Source organism: Pseudomonas sp. FW306-02-D09B, from assembly GCF_058782685.1.
This window is the reverse complement of record NZ_JBYSXY010000009.1, coordinates 117,926-134,124: the sequence shown is the minus strand read 5'-3', so window position 1 is coordinate 134,124 and position 16,199 is coordinate 117,926. Positions and strand designations below refer to the sequence as shown.

At 58.8% G+C, this 16,199-nt stretch carries 12 protein-coding genes; 5 read left to right on the top strand and 7 right to left on the bottom strand.

Going from position 1 to position 16,199, the window contains the following annotated elements:
- Positions 1 to 13: 13 nt before the first annotated feature.
- The 5 genes from hisC to mtnA all read right to left on the bottom strand — a co-directional run bounded on the left by hisC (position 14) and on the right by mtnA (position 7,561).
- Positions 14 to 1,126, bottom strand: coding sequence for a histidinol-phosphate transaminase (gene hisC / locus AC3WK5_RS16805; RefSeq protein WP_054593463.1), 1,113 nt, complete (start codon positions 1,124 to 1,126; stop codon positions 14 to 16).
- Between the two features lie 11 nt (positions 1,127 to 1,137).
- Complete coding sequence (pheA, locus tag AC3WK5_RS16800; RefSeq protein ID WP_019692985.1) at positions 1,138 to 2,232, bottom strand: prephenate dehydratase; 1,095 nt, start codon at positions 2,230 to 2,232, stop codon at positions 1,138 to 1,140.
- Complete coding sequence (serC, locus tag AC3WK5_RS16795) at positions 2,232 to 3,317, bottom strand: 3-phosphoserine/phosphohydroxythreonine transaminase (RefSeq protein ID WP_103315827.1); 1,086 nt, start codon at positions 3,315 to 3,317, stop codon at positions 2,232 to 2,234. The genes pheA and serC overlap by 1 nt, the downstream gene beginning before the upstream one ends.
- Before the next feature lie 64 nt (positions 3,318 to 3,381).
- A complete protein-coding gene (gene gyrA / locus AC3WK5_RS16790; protein ID WP_103315826.1) occupies positions 3,382 to 6,051 on the bottom strand; it encodes a DNA gyrase subunit A in 2,670 nt (889 codons plus the stop codon).
- Between the two features lie 433 nt (positions 6,052 to 6,484).
- Positions 6,485 to 7,561, bottom strand: a complete 1,077-nt coding sequence (mtnA, locus tag AC3WK5_RS16785) for an S-methyl-5-thioribose-1-phosphate isomerase (protein ID WP_054593465.1) — start codon at positions 7,559 to 7,561, stop codon at positions 6,485 to 6,487.
- 108 nt (positions 7,562 to 7,669) lie between these two features.
- Here mtnA and AC3WK5_RS16780 point away from each other — a divergent pair, with 108 nt between their 5' ends.
- The 5 genes from AC3WK5_RS16780 to AC3WK5_RS16760 all read left to right on the top strand — a co-directional run bounded on the left by AC3WK5_RS16780 (position 7,670) and on the right by AC3WK5_RS16760 (position 12,652).
- Positions 7,670 to 9,001 carry a TRZ/ATZ family hydrolase gene (locus AC3WK5_RS16780; protein WP_103315825.1) on the top strand — a complete coding sequence of 444 codons (1,332 nt, stop codon included), beginning with the start codon at positions 7,670 to 7,672 and terminating at the stop codon, positions 8,999 to 9,001.
- Between the two features lie 63 nt (positions 9,002 to 9,064).
- Positions 9,065 to 9,763 carry a bifunctional 2-polyprenyl-6-hydroxyphenol methylase/3-demethylubiquinol 3-O-methyltransferase UbiG gene (ubiG, locus tag AC3WK5_RS16775; protein ID WP_054593467.1) on the top strand — a complete coding sequence of 233 codons (699 nt, stop codon included), beginning with the start codon at positions 9,065 to 9,067 and terminating at the stop codon, positions 9,761 to 9,763.
- A gap of 4 nt (positions 9,764 to 9,767) precedes the next feature.
- Positions 9,768 to 10,439, top strand: a complete 672-nt coding sequence (gene mupP / locus AC3WK5_RS16770; protein WP_054593468.1) for an N-acetylmuramic acid 6-phosphate phosphatase MupP — start codon at positions 9,768 to 9,770, stop codon at positions 10,437 to 10,439.
- A gap of 175 nt (positions 10,440 to 10,614) precedes the next feature.
- Positions 10,615 to 11,355: a YciK family oxidoreductase gene (locus AC3WK5_RS16765; RefSeq protein ID WP_103315824.1), complete on the top strand. Its 741-nt coding sequence runs from the start codon at positions 10,615 to 10,617 to the stop codon at positions 11,353 to 11,355.
- Between the two features lie 370 nt (positions 11,356 to 11,725).
- Complete coding sequence (locus AC3WK5_RS16760) at positions 11,726 to 12,652, top strand: GGDEF domain-containing protein (RefSeq protein WP_054593470.1); 927 nt, start codon at positions 11,726 to 11,728, stop codon at positions 12,650 to 12,652.
- Between the two features lie 139 nt (positions 12,653 to 12,791).
- Here AC3WK5_RS16760 and AC3WK5_RS16755 read toward each other — a convergent pair whose 3' ends face one another.
- Both AC3WK5_RS16755 and AC3WK5_RS16750 read right to left on the bottom strand, forming a co-directional pair.
- Complete coding sequence (locus AC3WK5_RS16755; RefSeq protein ID WP_219731512.1) at positions 12,792 to 13,553, bottom strand: iron-containing redox enzyme family protein; 762 nt, start codon at positions 13,551 to 13,553, stop codon at positions 12,792 to 12,794.
- Positions 13,554 to 13,631: 78 nt separating this feature from the next.
- Complete coding sequence (locus tag AC3WK5_RS16750) at positions 13,632 to 16,091, bottom strand: EAL domain-containing protein (RefSeq protein WP_054593472.1); 2,460 nt, start codon at positions 16,089 to 16,091, stop codon at positions 13,632 to 13,634.
- Positions 16,092 to 16,199: the final 108 nt, after the last annotated feature.

Below are 16,199 nucleotides of genomic sequence, written 5' to 3'. Positions count from 1 at the left end.
CACGGCGATGACATCAACCACGGGCCAGAACCTTGGCCAGCGCCTCAAGGAAGCGACTGTTTTCAGCCGGCAGACCGATGGTGATGCGCAAGTGATTCGGCATGCCGTAATTGGCCACCGGACGCACGATCACACCTTCATGCAGCAAACCCTGGAAAACCGGCGCCGCAACGCGCCCCAGATCGACACAGATGAAGTTGCCCTTGGAAGGAATCCAGCTCAGCCCCAACTCACGAAAACCTGCTTCGAGCTGCTGCATGCCGGACTCGTTCAGACGACGGCTTTCAGCCAGGTATTCATCATCCTGCAACGCTGCGCAGGCTGCTGCCAGGGCCAGGCTGTTGACGTTGAATGGCTGACGCACACGATTCAACACATCGGCGACCACTGCGGTCGACAAGCCATAACCCACACGCAGCGCAGCCAGACCGTAGGCCTTGGAGAAGGTCCGGGAAACCAGCAGGTTCGGGTACGCCGCGAGGAAATCCAGACCATCCGGCAGGTCGCTGCCTTCGGCGTACTCGATGTACGCCTCATCCAGCACCACCAGCACGCGCTCAGGCACGTCCTGCAGAAACTCGTCCAGCGCCTCGGCGTCAAACCAGGTTCCGGTCGGGTTGTTCGGGTTGGCGATGAACACCACGCGGGTGTTGCTGTCGATGGCTTCGAGCATCGCCGACAGGTCATGACCCCAGTCCTTGGCTGGAATCACTCGCGCCTCGGCACCCACCGCCTGAGTGACGATCGGGTAGACGGCAAACGCGTGCTCACTGAAGACCGCATTCAGACCTGGCGCCAGATAGGCACGCGCGACCAGCTCGAGAATGTCGTTGGAGCCGTTGCCCAACGTCACTTGATTGAGCTCGACCCGGCACTGCTCAGCCAGCAGGGTTTTCAGCGCAAACCCGTTGCCGTCTGGATAGCGAGTCAGCTCAGCCAGTTCTTCGCGAATCGCCGCCAGTGCCTTGGGACTGGCACCCAGCGGGTTTTCGTTGCTCGCCAGCTTGACGATTTTTGCCGGATCGATGTCCAGCTCGCGGGCCAGTTCGTCCACGGGTTTGCCCGGAACGTAAGGCGAAAGTTGTTGCACGCCCGGCTGTGCCAGAGCGAGGAAGTCGCCACTCATTATCAACGCCTTTAGAGAACTGCTTTCGGGTAGGAACCCAACACTTTAAGTGCTACCGCTTCCTGACTGATTTTCTCCAGCACCGCTTTTATCAGCGGGTCGCGGTGGTGGCCGACGAAATCGATGAAGAACACGTAGGTCCACTTGCCGCTGCGCGATGGACGGGTTTCGATCCGAGTCAGGTCGATACCATTGTCATGGAACGGCACCAGCAACTCGTGAAGCGCGCCAGGTTTGTTGCTCATCGAGACGATGATCGACGTTTTGTCGTCGCCGGTCGGTGGCACTTCCTGGCTGCCGATCATCAGGAATCGCGTGGAGTTGTCCGGGCGATCCTCGATTTTTTCGGCCAGACGGGTCAAACCGTACAAGCCTGCCGCCATGTCGCCGGCGATCGCCGCCGAGTTCCACTCACCCTTGACCCGCTTGGCCGCTTCGGCATTGCTCGATACCGCCACGCGTTCAACGTTCGGGTAATGAGCGTCCAGCCACTTGCGGCACTGCGCCAGGGACTGGGCATGGGAATAAATGCGGCTGATGCTGTCGGTCTTGGTGTTTTCACCCACCAGCAAGTGGTGGTGAATGCGCAGCTCGACTTCGCCACAGATAACCATGTCGTGTTCGAGGAAGCTGTCGAGAGTGTGGTTGACCGCACCCTCGGTGGAGTTTTCCACAGGCACCACGCCAAAGTTCACCGCACCGGCAGCCACTTCACGGAACACTTCATCGATCGCCGCCATTGGCTTGCTGATCACCGCATGGCCAAAGTGCTTCATGGCCGCCGCTTGAGTGAAGGTTCCTTCAGGCCCGAGGTAGGCCACTTTCAGCGGCTGTTCGAGCGCCAGGCACGAGGACATGATTTCACGGAACAACCGCGCCATCTCTTCGTTGCCCAGCGGTCCCTGATTGCGCTCCATTACGCGCTTGAGCACCTGAGCCTCACGCTCAGGACGATAGAACACCGGCACTTCGCCTTCGGCCAGCGTAGCCATCTTTACTCGCGCGACTTCCTGGGCGCAGCGTGCACGCTCACTGATCAGCTCGAGGATTTTTTCGTCCAGAGCATCAATGCGCAGGCGCAGTGCCTTGAGTTCTTGCTCAGACATTAGCCGTGTTCCTTCTCGAACTCTGCCATGTACGCCACCAGCGCGTTGACTGCGTTGATGTCGACGGCGTTGTAGATAGAGGCACGCATGCCGCCTACCGAACGGTGACCCTTGAGGTTCAGCAGTCCGCGCGCTTCAGCACCGACCAGGAACGGCTTGTCGAGGCGATCGTCAGCCAGACGGAACGGCACGTTCATCCACGAGCGGTCAGTCTTGTTGATCGGGTTGCTGTACAAGCCGCTGGCATCAATGAAGTTGTACAGCGTGCGCTGCTTGACTTCATTGAGCTTGCCAATGGCCTCAACACCACCCTGCTCTTTCAGCCATTCGAACACAAGACCGGACAAGTACCAGGCCAGTGTTGGCGGGGTGTTGTACATCGAGCCGTTGTCGGCCGCGACCTTGTAGTCAAGCATGGTCGGGCAGAACGAACGGGCACGACCCAACAGGTCTTCACGCACGATGTTGACGACGATGCCGCTCGGGCCGATGTTTTTCTGGGCACCGGCGTAGATCATGCCGAAACGCGAGATATCCACAGGGCGCGAGAGAATGTCCGAAGACATGTCTGCAACCAGCGGAACATCACCGGTTTCCGGGATCCACTGGAATTCCAGACCACCGATGGTTTCGTTCGGCGCGTAGTGCACGTAGGCCGCGTCTTGCGACAGCTTCCATTCGTTCTGGCCGGGAATTGCGAAATAGTCGTAAGGCTTGGCGGTCGCGGCGACGTTGACGTGGCCGTAGCGCTGCGCTTCTTCAATGGCTTTCTGCGACCAGATACCGGTATCGATATAGTCGGCCTTGCCGTTTTCCGGCAACAGGTTCAGAGGAATCTGAGCAAATTGCTGGCTGGCGCCACCTTGCAGAAACAGCACTTTATAGTTCGAGGGGATATTCAGCAGATCACGCAGATCCTGCTCGGCCTTGGTCGCAATGGACACGAACTCATCGCTGCGATGGCTCATTTCCATGACCGAGAGACCCTTGCCATGCCAGTCGAGCAATTCCGACTGGGCACGCAACAGGACAGCTTCAGGCAGCGCAGCAGGACCTGCGCAGAAGTTATAGGCTCGTTTGCTCACATCCACTCTCGCTATGCATTCACGGTAGCGGACAGAGCAAACACTCTGCCCTGCTACGATTTGGTTAGTCTTGCGACTCTTCTTCGTCAGCTGCTTCAGCCTGCTGGCTTTCGACAGTATCGTCCGGCTCGGTGCCGGCATCGAGCACCACACCTTCGAGCTCGGCACCCTCTTCGCCTTCCAGCTCTTCGCCTTCGACTTCCGATGGTTCCTGAACCCGCTCCAGACCGACCAGTGTTTCATCGCTGGCCAGTTTGATCAGGGTCACGCCCTGAGTGTTACGACCCAGACTGGATACTTCGTCAACACGAGTGCGCACCAGGGTGCCCTGGTCGGAAATCAGCATGATTTCCTCGCCGTCGAGCACCTGGACCGCACCGACCAGACGGCCGTTACGCTCGTTGCTGACCATGGCGATAACGCCCTGACCCCCACGCTTGTACTCAGGGAATTCGGTGATGGCGGTACGCTTGCCGAAACCACGCGCCGAAGCGGTGAGGATCTGGCTGCCTTCTTCCGGGATCAGCATGGAAATCAGCTTCTGACCTTCCGGCAGACGCATGCCGCGGACACCGCGAGCGGTACGGCCCATGGCGCGAACGTCGGACTCTTTGAAGCGGGTAACCTTGCCGCCGTCGGAGAACAGCATGACTTCACGCTCGCCATCGGTGATGGCAGCACTGATCAACACGTCGCCTTCGTCCAGCTCCAGCGCGATCAAGCCAACGCTGCGCTGACGGCTGAAGGATTCCAGCGGGGTCTTCTTCACGGTGCCGTTGGCGGTAGCCATGAAGATGTAGTGACCTTCGGTGTATTCCTCGACCGGCAGCATGGTGGTGATGTACTCACCGTCGTCCAGCGGCAGCAGGTTGACCAGCGGACGACCGCGGGCAGCGCGGGACGCCTCAGGAATTTCGTAGGTTTTCAGCCAGTAAACCTTGCCCTTGCTGGAGAACAGCAGCAGCGTGGTGTGGCTGTTGGCGACCAGCAGGTGAGCGATGTAGTCCTCATCCTTGACGCCGGTAGCCGATTTGCCTTTACCGCCACGACGCTGGGCCTGGTACGCAGCCAAAGGCTGGGTCTTGGCGTAGCCACCGTGGGAAATGGTCACGACGCGCTCTTCTTCCGGGATCATGTCACCCAGGGTCAGGTCCAGGCGCGCATCGAGAATTTCGGTGCGACGCACATCGCCGTACTCGGCACGAATCACTTCCAGCTCTTCGCGGATCACTTCCATCAGGCGCGTGGCGCTGTTGAGGATGCGGATCAGCTCGCCGATCTGGTTGAGAATCTCTTGATACTCGGCCAGCAGTTTTTCGTGCTCCAGGCCGGTCAGACGGTGCAGACGCAGCTCCAGAATGGCTTGCGCCTGTTCCGGCGACAGGAAGTACTTGCCTTCGCGCAGACCGTATTGCGGGTCCAGGGTCTCTGGACGGCAAGAGTCAGCACCGGCACGCTCAACCATCGCAACCACCGCGGAGGACTCCCACGGCGTGCTGATCAGTGCTTCCTTGGCTTCCGACGGCGTTGGCGAAGCCTTGATCAGGGCGATGACCGGGTCGATGTTCGACAGCGCAACTGCCTGACCTTCGAGGATGTGACCACGCTCACGGGCCTTACGCAGTTCGAACACGGTACGGCGGGTCACCACTTCGCGGCGGTGACGGACGAAGGCTTCCAGCAGGTCCTTGAGGTTCAGGATCCGCGGACGGCCGTCGATCAGCGCAACGATGTTGATACCGAACACCGCTTGCAGCTGGGTCTGGGCGTAGAGGTTGTTGAGGATAACCTCAGGCACTTCGCCACGACGCAGCTCGATCACCACGCGCATACCGTCTTTATCGGACTCGTCGCGCAGTTCGGTGATGCCTTCCAGCTTCTTCTCTTTGACCAGCTCGGCGATCTTCTCGATCAGACGTGCCTTGTTCAACTGGTAAGGCAGTTCGGTGATGACGATCTGCTGACGACCACCAACCTTGTCGATGTCTTCGATGATCGAACGGGCACGCATGTAAATGCGCCCGCGACCGGTGCGGTAGGCTTCGATGATACCGGCGCGACCATTGATGATCGCGGCGGTCGGGAAGTCCGGACCTGGGATGTATTGCATCAGCTCATCGATGGTCAACTCGGGGTTGTCGATGAGTGCCAGGCAACCGTCGATGACTTCACCGAGGTTGTGCGGCGGAATGTTGGTCGCCATGCCCACGGCGATACCGCTGGAACCGTTGACCAGCAGGTTGGGAATGCGGGTCGGCATGACCGCCGGGATCATTTCGGTGCCGTCGTAGTTCGGCACCCAGTCCACGGTTTCTTTATGCAGGTCAGCCAGCAGCTCGTGCGCCAGCTTGGTCATGCGCACTTCGGTGTATCGCATCGCAGCGGCGTTGTCGCCGTCGACCGAACCGAAGTTGCCTTGACCGTCTACCAGCAGGTAACGCAGCGAGAATGGCTGCGCCATACGAACGATGGTGTCGTACACCGCGGTATCACCGTGCGGGTGATACTTACCGATCACGTCACCGACAACACGGGCAGATTTCTTGTACGGCTTGTTGAAGTCGTTACCCAGCTCGCTCATCGCGAACAGCACACGCCGATGCACGGGCTTCAAGCCATCGCGCGCATCAGGCAGTGCCCGACCGACAATTACGCTCATCGCGTAGTCGAGGTAGGACTGTTTCAGCTCGTCTTCGATATTGACCGGGAGGATTTCTTTGGCCAGTTCGCCCATGAGAAGCCTGATTCCTTTTTCTGGTGAAACTTCGTCACATCCATATGGGACGAACGAAGCTCGCCGCTGCAGGCTGAGTGCCAGCACCGACTTACGACAAATCAACGAGTTATGCCATGGATCTGCGCAGTAAAGGCAGCCACATCGGACTACCTTGGAAACCGCCGGATGTTATCACAAGAGCCGCCACGCACCTATCCCCCAGATGCGCATGGAGCATAGTTAGTTGACCGGTGACAGGCTTAAAGGCGACGAGAGAGGCTTAGAGCCAGATTTCAGGTATGACTCTGGCTGATTTGTTGACCTTGAGGGCCCCTTCGCGAGCAAGCCCGCTCCCACATTGGATCGATGTCGTTCGCAAAATCTGTGACCGACTCGGTCAAATGTGGGAGCGGGCTTGCTCGCGAAGCGATTTATCAGACGCCCGAGATCGTCAATGCAAGCGCTTACGGCACATCAGTTGCGCCATCTTCGCGGTATCCGGGCGCTCGACGATGCCTTTTTCGGTAACGATGACGTCGATCAGGTCAGCCGGCGTGACATCGAACACCGGATTGAATGCATCGACATCAGCCCCCACCCGCTTGCCACCGATGTCCAGCAACTCGCTGCCATCACGCTCTTCGATCGGGATGTCGTCGCCACTGGCCAGGTTCATGTCGATGGTCGAACTCGGCGCCACCACCATGAAACGCACGCCGTGGTGCATGGCATTGACCGCCAACTGGTAAGTGCCGATCTTGTTCGCCACGTCACCGTTGGCGGTAATTCGGTCAGCGCCGACGATCACCCAGGTCACGCCCTTGGTTTTCATGATGTGCGCAGCGGCCGAGTCGGCGTTCAGGGTGACCGGAATGCCTTCGTTGGCCAGTTCCCAGGCGGTCAAGCGCGAGCCTTGCAGCCAAGGCCGGGTTTCGTCGGCATAAACCCGCTCGATCATGCCCTCCAGGAACGCGCCACGAATCACCCCGAGCGCAGTACCGAAACCGCCAGTCGCCAACGCCCCCGTATTACAGTGGGTCAAGACAGCCTGGGCATTGCCCTGATGCTTGCGGATCAGGTCGACACCCAATTGCGCCATGGTCAGGTTGGCTTCGCGATCACTTTCATGGATTGCCAAAGCCTCTGCCTCAAGCACTTCCAATGGATTGGGGTGATCCTTGAGCCGCTCCAGGCGTTCGCGCATGCGACCCAGCGCCCAGAACAGGTTGACGGCGGTCGGCCGTGAATCCGCGAGCAGGGCAAAGTCTTCTTCCAGCGCCACCTGCCAGTCGCCACCCGCAGCAAACCGCGCGCGCGCCGCCAGCACCACGCCGTAGGCTGCGCTGATGCCGATTGCCGGAGCACCACGCACCACCATCGAGCGAATAGCCTCAGCCACACCCGCTGCGCTGGTATAGGCAATCCAGGTTTCCTCGAATGGCAGAATGCGCTGATCCAGCAGGTACAGGGCGCCGTCCCGCCAATCGATGGCCTTCACCTTCTCCGCAGCCAACAGTCGATCGCGCATCCCTCACCCCGCACTCATGAACAAAAGCCGCCGATTATAGCGATCCCCCCGCGAAGACGCTCGGGTATACTTCGCCATCCTACATAAAAGCACTGGACCGAACCCTCGATGCCGAATCCTGCCGCTGCGCTCGACTTACTCTTGCTGCCAACCTGGTTAGTACCTGTCGAACCTGCTGGCGTAGTCCTCAAGGAGCACGGCCTGGGCATCCGCGACGGGCGTATTGCCTTCATCGGCCCGCGCAGCGAAGCCTTGAAGCTCAAGGCCAGCGAGGTCCGTGAACTGCCGGGCATGCTGCTCAGCCCGGGCCTGATCAACGCCCACGGACATGCGGCGATGACATTGTTCCGTGGCCTGGCCGATGATTTGCCGCTGATGACCTGGCTTGAGCAGCACATCTGGCCAGCCGAGACCAAATGGGTCGATGAGGCCTTCGTCCGCGACGGCACCGACCTGGCCATTGCCGAGCAGATCAAGGGTGGCATCACCTGCTTCTCGGACATGTATTTTTTCCCGAAAGTTGCCAGCGAACGCGTGCACAACAGCGGCATTCGCGCACAAATTGCCATCCCGATCCTCGATTTCCCGATCCCTGGCGCCTGCGATGCGGATGAGGCTATCCGTCAGGGCGTCGAGCTATTCGGCGATCTCAAGCATCACCCGCGCATCAAAATCACCTTCGGCCCTCATGCACCCTACACCGTCGGTGACGAAAACCTCGAAAAAATCCGGGTAATCGCCGAGGAGCTGGACGCAGCGATTCACATGCACGTCCACGAAACAGCCTTCGAAGTCCAGCAATCGGTCGAACAGCGCGGCGAGCGGCCATTGGCCCGCCTCGGTCGCCTGGGACTGCTCGGACCGCGCTTCCAGGCCGTTCACATGACGCAAATCAGCGAAGAAGACCTGACGTTACTGGTAGAAAGTAACACCAGTGTGATTCATTGCCCGGAATCGAACCTGAAACTGGCCAGCGGCTTTTGCCCAGTGGAGCGCTTGTGGCAGGCTGGAGTCAATGTGGCGGTCGGCACCGATGGCGCGGCCAGCAACAATGACCTCGACCTGCTGGGCGAAACCCGCACCGCCGCCCTGCTGGCTAAAGCCGTTGCCGGCTCGGCCTCCGCCCTGGACGCTCATCGCGCCTTGCGCATGGCGACCCTCAACGGGGCCCGTGCGCTGGGGCTGGAAGCTGAAGTGGGCTCGCTGGAAGTCGGCAAGGCCGCGGACATGGTGGCCTTCGACCTGTCTGGCCTGGCCCAGCAACCGGTTTATGAGCCGGTGTCGCAGCTTATCTACGCCACCGGCCGGGACTGTGTGAAACACCTTTGGGTCGCCGGCAAGCAATTGCTCGACGACCGGCGCCTGACGCGCCTCGATGAACAACAGCTATGCGCCACGGCCACCGCCTGGGGCCGGCGCATCAGCGGACACGCCGAATAGAACGACCCCTTGAATCGAACTTCAAGGCTGACAGCAGAATTTTTTAGATTTAGAGGATTACCCATGAGCAACGTCGACCACGCTGAAATCGCCAAATTCGAAGCCCTGGCTCATCGCTGGTGGGACCGCGAAAGCGAGTTCAAGCCGCTGCACGACATCAACCCGCTGCGGGTCAACTGGATTGACGAGCGCGTCAAACTGGCCGGCAAGAAGGTCCTGGACGTCGGTTGCGGCGGCGGCATCCTCAGCGAATCCATGGCACAACGCGGCGCTACCGTGATGGGCATCGACATGGGCGAAGCGCCGTTGGCGGTCGCGCAATTGCATCAACTGGAATCAGGCGTCAGCGTCGAGTACCGGCAGATCACCGCTGAAGCCCTGGCGGAAGAAATGCCCGAGCAATTCGATGTCGTCACCTGCCTGGAAATGCTCGAGCACGTGCCCGATCCATCGTCGGTCATTCGTGCCTGCTTCCGCATGGTAAAACCGGGTGGCCAGGTGTTCTTCTCGACCATCAACCGTAATCCGAAGGCTTACCTGTTCGCTATAGTCGGCGCCGAATACATCATGAAACTGCTGCCGCGCGGCACGCATGATTTCAAGAAATTCATCCGCCCTTCCGAACTCGGTTCCTGGAGCCGCCAGGCCGGCCTGAGCGTCAAGGATATCATTGGCCTGACGTACAACCCGCTGACCAAGCACTACAAGCTGGCCGCCGACGTTGACGTCAACTATATGATCCAGACGCTGCGCGAGGAGTAAGCCGATGGCAATCAGAGCAGTTCTTTTTGACATGGACGGCACCCTGCTCGACACCGCGCCGGACTTCATTGCCATCTGCCAAAGCATGCTGGCAGACCGCGGGTTGGCACCGATCCCGGACAAACACATCCGCGACGAGATCTCTGGCGGGGCCAAAGCCATGGTGGCGGTAACCTTCTCGATGGACCCGGAATCACCGGGTTTCGAGGCATTGCGACTGGAGTTCCTGGAGCGTTATCTCAAGGGTTGCGCGGTTCACAGCAAACTCTTCGATGGCATGGCTGAACTGTTGGCCGACATCGAGAAATCCAATCTGATCTGGGGCGTAGTGACTAACAAACCGCTGCGCTTCGCTGAGCTGATCATGCAACAACTGGGACTGGCCGAACGCTCGGCGCTGCTGATTTGCCCAGACCACGTGACCAACAGCAAGCCGCACCCGGAGCCGTTGATCCTCGCCTGCAAAATGCTCGACCTGGACCCGGCCAGCGTGCTGTTCGTGGGTGATGACCTGCGCGATATCGAGTCGGGCCGCGATGCCGGCACCCGGACCGCCGCGGTGACCTTTGGCTACATTCACCCTGATGACAATCCACGAAACTGGGGCGCGGATGTGGTGGTGGACCACCCTTCGGAGTTGCGCAAGGTGCTCGATAGCGCGCTGTGTAGCTGCTGATCTAACTGGCTGCCGAAGGCATTTGTGGCGAGGGGGCTTGCCCCCGTTCGGCTGCGAAGCAGTCGTAAATCAGCCAGTTCGGTGAAGCTGACAAACCGAGCTTGGGGTCGCTTCGCAACCCAGCGGGGGCAAGACCCCTCGCCACAGTCTGTTTTCTGCTTTGTAGAGGTTTTTTATGTTTGATTATTCCGCCCGCCCTGAACTGCTCAAAGATCGGGTCATCCTGGTCACCGGCGCCGGTCGTGGCATCGGCGCTGCTGCGGCAAAAACCTATGCCGCTCACGGCGCTACCGTACTGCTGCTGGGCAAGACCGAGGCCAATCTGACCCAGGTTTACGACGAAATCGAAGCGGCCGGTTATCCACAGCCTGCAGTGATTCCGTTCAACCTGGAAACCGCCCTGCCGCATCAATACGACGAACTGGCGGCCATGATCGAAACCGAGTTCGGTCACCTTGATGGCTTGTTGCACAACGCCTCGATCATTGGCCCGCGCACGCCACTGGAGCAACTCTCCGGCGAAAACTTCATGCGCGTGATGCACGTCAACGTCAACGCCATGTTCATGCTGACCAGCACCCTGCTGCCACTGCTCAAGCTGTCTCAGGACGCCTCGGTAATCTTCACCTCCAGCAGCGTCGGCCGCAAAGGTCGTGCGTACTGGGGCGCTTATGGCGTGTCGAAGTTCGCCACCGAAGGCCTGATGCAAACCCTGGCCGACGAAGTCGACAGCGTCGCGCCGGTTCGCTCCAACAGCATCAACCCAGGCGCAACCCGCACCAGCATGCGCGCTCAAGCGTACCCGGGCGAAAACCCGGCCATCAACCCGACGCCTGAAGAGATCATGCCGGTTTACCTGTACCTGATGGGGCCGGACAGCACTGGCATCAACGGTCAGGCGTTCAACGCTCAGTAAGCCCCTCGCCGCACCCCGCTGCCGCGACGGCATACTGTCGCGGCACGTGCCTCCCCTCCTTCAAGCGTCTGTTTGAAGTCAATCAAATGCCGCCGAATCAGCCACCAGTCACCGACACACAAGCCAACAAGCTGATTTAAAACGAATTTTATTCGTCTGAACCGAATGGCATGACTTTCGCTCTAATCCTGTTGAAACACGCAGCGTGTTAGCGATCGGGCAGCGCCATGTCGAGCTTACGTTTGCTCGACAAAGCAGACTAAAATCTAGCCACATGTCCTACGGGACTGATGGACCAGTATGACGCGCAGCCCAAAGCCGCTCTCACCCAGCCTGTAAGACAGCATTCCTGCTTAGGGGCTCACGCCATATGAAATCTCCAACCCAGACCAACGCAATTGACTTTGATAGCGCCAAAATGCAGCGGCTGGGCTTTGGCCAGTTGCCAGCCCTTTTGGAGCGTCCTGCCAGCCTCGGTCAATTGCGCCAGCAGCTGGGCCTGCAACTGCAAACCAGCCTTGAGCCGCAGCGCATTCTGGGACTGTTTTTCCGCGAAATTCAGCGCCTTGTGCCACTGGACGCCTTGAACTATCAACACAAAACCAGCGACCTGCGCCTGGAGTTCGGTCAGCGCGGACATCACTCGGTGAGCTATAGCCTGAGCCACGAAGGCACACACCTGGGCGATCTGGTGTTCCGTCGCAATCAGCGCTTCAGCGAAAAGGATCAGGGTAACCTCGAATCCCTGCTATCAAGCTTGCTCTTCCCGATGCGCAATGCCCTGCTCTATCGAGCGGCCACTCAAAGTGCACTGCGCGACCCACTGACCGGCACCGGCAATCGCATTGCCATGGATCAGACCCTGCAACGGGAGATCGACATGGCCCGGCGACACTTGCAGCCGCTGTCGTTGTTGATGCTCGATATCGATCACTTCAAACAGATCAATGACAACTACGGTCACAGCGCCGGCGATGACGTGTTGAAGGCTGTCGCAACCTTGATCAAAGACCAGTTGCGCAACGTAGACATGGTCTTTCGCTTCGGCGGAGAAGAGTTTCTGATTCTGCTGTCCAACACCAGCCGCGATGCCGCTGCAATGATAGGCGAACGCCTGCGCTATGCCGCACAAGCCGGGGAGTATTCGGCGGATGGGACGCTGATCGGCTTAACGGTCAGCCTCGGATGCTCGACGCTGCTGCCGGGTGAGTCCGCAGACAGCTTGTTGCGACGCGCCGACAGTGCGCTGTATGTGGCCAAGCGCGAGGGGCGTAACCGGTTGGCGATGGCGGGTTGAGTCGCCAGCAAAACCACATAAGCAAATGTGGGAGCGGGCTTGCTCGCGAAGGCAGTTTTACAGTCAGCATCTCTGTTGAATGTTAAGCCGCTTTCGCGAGCAAGCCCGCTCCCACCTTTGGTTTTGTGTTGCCTTCGGATCAGCTTTCGGCCAGCGCCATCCGCTCCCGGGCTACAGGAACCCTTTCGGAGTGCTCCAGTTGCATGCAACGTTCCAGGAACAGGTACATGTAGTCGTAGCTCTTGCAGATCGCCTGACGCAGTTCAGCTTGCAGGGATCTGGTGGGGTTCAGGCCCGCCAGCGTGCAGATGATTTCCAGGGCTTCCCATGGATGGGCATCATCGTATTGAGCGTGCATTTTCAGCCACTTCATCGCGCGCTTGCGGTCGTCCTCAGGGAACGCTGCCGCATAGACCCCGCTGGAACACACCAGCGCCGACCACTCCCCGGTCGCCCCCTCAATGGCATAGTTGGTTGCCGCAATGGCAACAATCAGCGAATCCGCCGAGCTGGTATGCCAGCACCAATGACTCAACGCATGAAGCTCAGGTGCAACCTGCTGCGCCTGCAAATCATCGAGGCTGACGCCATGCGCGCGACTCCAGTGCACCCAATAGTCGGCATGATTGAGCTCAACCCGAATGTTGCGCATCAGCCAGCGACGCGCCATGTCCTCGCCGGGATGGCGGGCAAAGCGGGTCTTCGTCAGGTTTTGCGCCATGTACAACGCGAACTGTTCAACGACCGGCCAGCCACCAATCAGGTACTGACGCATGGTCCTTGCACTGAGTTTGTTGTCACGCATCCGCTGATACAGTTCATGTTCGACAACCCGACGCTTGCTCTCGCTGCAATCCCGGATCAGTTGCTGAGCCCAGGCGGGGTAACTTGCGGCTTCCATAAGCGGGCCGGACCTGTTGAATGTATCGATCACTGTCGCACTCCTTTTGATTGTGATGGTACGGATCAGCAAGAGATTTCAACGGAACGTGCCAGGCGCCCTGAATAACAGAGGCTGCGGTCTGGCGGGCCGACATTGCAGGCTGTCACAGGTAAACAATTGCGGGCGTTCAATGATGTACCCTTGAGCATAATCCACCCCGATCTCCAGCAATGCCTGCTCGATCTGGGGTGTTTCAACAAACTCGGCAATGGTGCGCTTACCCATGACATGGCCGATGTGATTGATCACTTCGACCATTGCACGGTTAATCGGGTCGTCCAGCATATCCTTTACGAAACTCCCGTCGATCTTCAAGAAGTCTACAGGTAAATGTTTTAGATAGGCGAATGAGGACATACCGGCACAAAAGTCATCCAGCGAAAAATGACATCCCAACCCTTTGAGCTCATTGATAAATCTGATTGCGCTGCCCAAATTGGAAATCGCGCTGGTTTCAGTGATTTCAAAACAAATCATTTCAGGCGGGATGGCATAGGCAGTGAATTTTTCACGCAGAAAGTGCAGAAAAGCCTCATCACCGATGGTAGTGCCTGACAGATTGATCGCACACATGGCCAACGGCCCTTTGCGCTCTTGGGCGATGCCCTGCGCAATGATCCTGAAAACATTCTCGACCACCCAACGATCCAGGGACGTCATCAGTCCATAACGCTCGGCGGCAGGAATGAAGCTGTCCGGCAGAATCATCCGCCCGGCTTCGTCGTGCAGACGCAGCAGGATTTCGATATGCCCGCCGCCCCGTTCGATATGCCCCAGCGCAGCGATTTCCTGTGAATACAGACAGAAGCGGTTCTCTTCCAACGCCATGTGCAGGCGTTGCACCCAGGCCATCTCGCCAAAACGCAGGGACAACTCGGAGTCGTCGGCATGATAGACCTGCACCCGATTGCGGCCCTTCTCCTTCGCCATGTAGCAGGCCATGTCTGCAGCACGCAATGAAGCCTCAAGGGTGGCCGGAGCTTGAATGATGTGCACCAGACCGATGCTGACGGTGGTCACGAATGGCCGGCCTTTCCAGACAAAGTGCAGGTTTTGTACCGTCTGGCGCAGGCCCTCGGCGATTTTTTCCGAGGCTTGCGGCGAGCAGTTTTCCAGCAGAATGCCGAACTCGTCACCGCCCAATCGGGCCAAGGTGTCACCTTCGCGCAAACCCGATTGCAACAGTGCGCAGATATGCCGCAGCAGCTCATCACCCGCAGCATGCCCGCAAGTATCGTTGACCAGTTTGAATTGATCCAAATCGAGGAACATCAAGGCATGTCGGGCTGGCTGGCGCGTCAGGCTGTGCAACGCCTGCTCTAGGCGATACTCGAATTCGCGGCGGTTGGCCAACCCGGTCAGCGCGTCGTGGGTGGCCTGCCAGGAAAGATTGGCGATGTACTGCCGCTCCTGGGTCATGTCATGCAGCACCAGTACCGTGCCACTGACTTTACCGGCATTGCGAATCGGCGAACCTACCAGCGTGACTGAAACCGTGCTGCCATCCAGCCTCTGGATCAATTTGGAGTGTTCACTGCCGCCGCTGAGCTGACCACTGAGAATATGCTCGATCAGCGTGAAGCCATCCGCCTGGGCATTGTCATCCAGCAGATTGAACAAGGCTGCCAGCGGTAGCCCGATTGCCTGCTCAGCCTTCCAGTGGGTCAACTCCTCGGCTGCCGGGTTCATGTAAGCAATGGCACCTTCAACGTCGGTGGTGATCACGCCATCGCCAATGGACTGCAAGGTGATTTGCGCGCGTTCCTTTTCCAGCTGCAAGGCATTGGCAAACGCGTGGCGCTGAGCCAGTAGCTTATGGGTGCGCAAGAGTGCCAGGGCAATCAACCCCAACGCCGTGGCCAGGTTAGTGAACAGCAACAACCGCAGAATCAGTCGCGAGCCCTCGCCCAATGCATCGCTGAATGCTTTGGCGGCGGGGGTCACCGCTTCGTTGATGGCAAATATCCGGGCTTTCCAGCGCTGAATGTCGGCGTCGCTCGCCTGGTTGCCGACAATGCGCTGATGCATTTCAAGGGCGACGTTATCGAGCTGCATCAGGTAGGCATCGCCCACGGTCCAGCGATCGATAGCGGTTTCCAGGTAACTGAAATGCCGGAAGTTCAGGTACAGCCAAATCAGGCTTGAAACGTCATCGGGATGGTTACCGCCGTTGAGGATACCCCGCCTCGCGGCCTCAAGATCAGGCGGTTGATGATCCAGCGCGACCCGCAGTTCATGCCCGCCCTGGGGGACTGAAATAGCCTTCTGATACTTGAGGAAAATCGACTCGTCGCGACTGTCAGCGTAGAGATTGAGGTAATAGATAGCGTCTTTCTGACCCTTGGACCACAGGCTTTCTCCGGCAACATAGCCGCGAACCGCTGACAAAACGTACAGGCTGACGCCGCCCAACAGGGCCTGAAACAATACGACGGCGATAAATGGCCAGACGATGCCCAACAACCGTGGCGTTCCGAGAGTCCGCTTTTGCTTCATGAGGTCCCTTGCATAAGCGCTGCCTGATGAACACCCGAGAGAATTCCGCTCCTAGCAGCACAGACTAGGCTAATTTTCGATTTTTCGAAGACGTCAGGCTTCGATCAA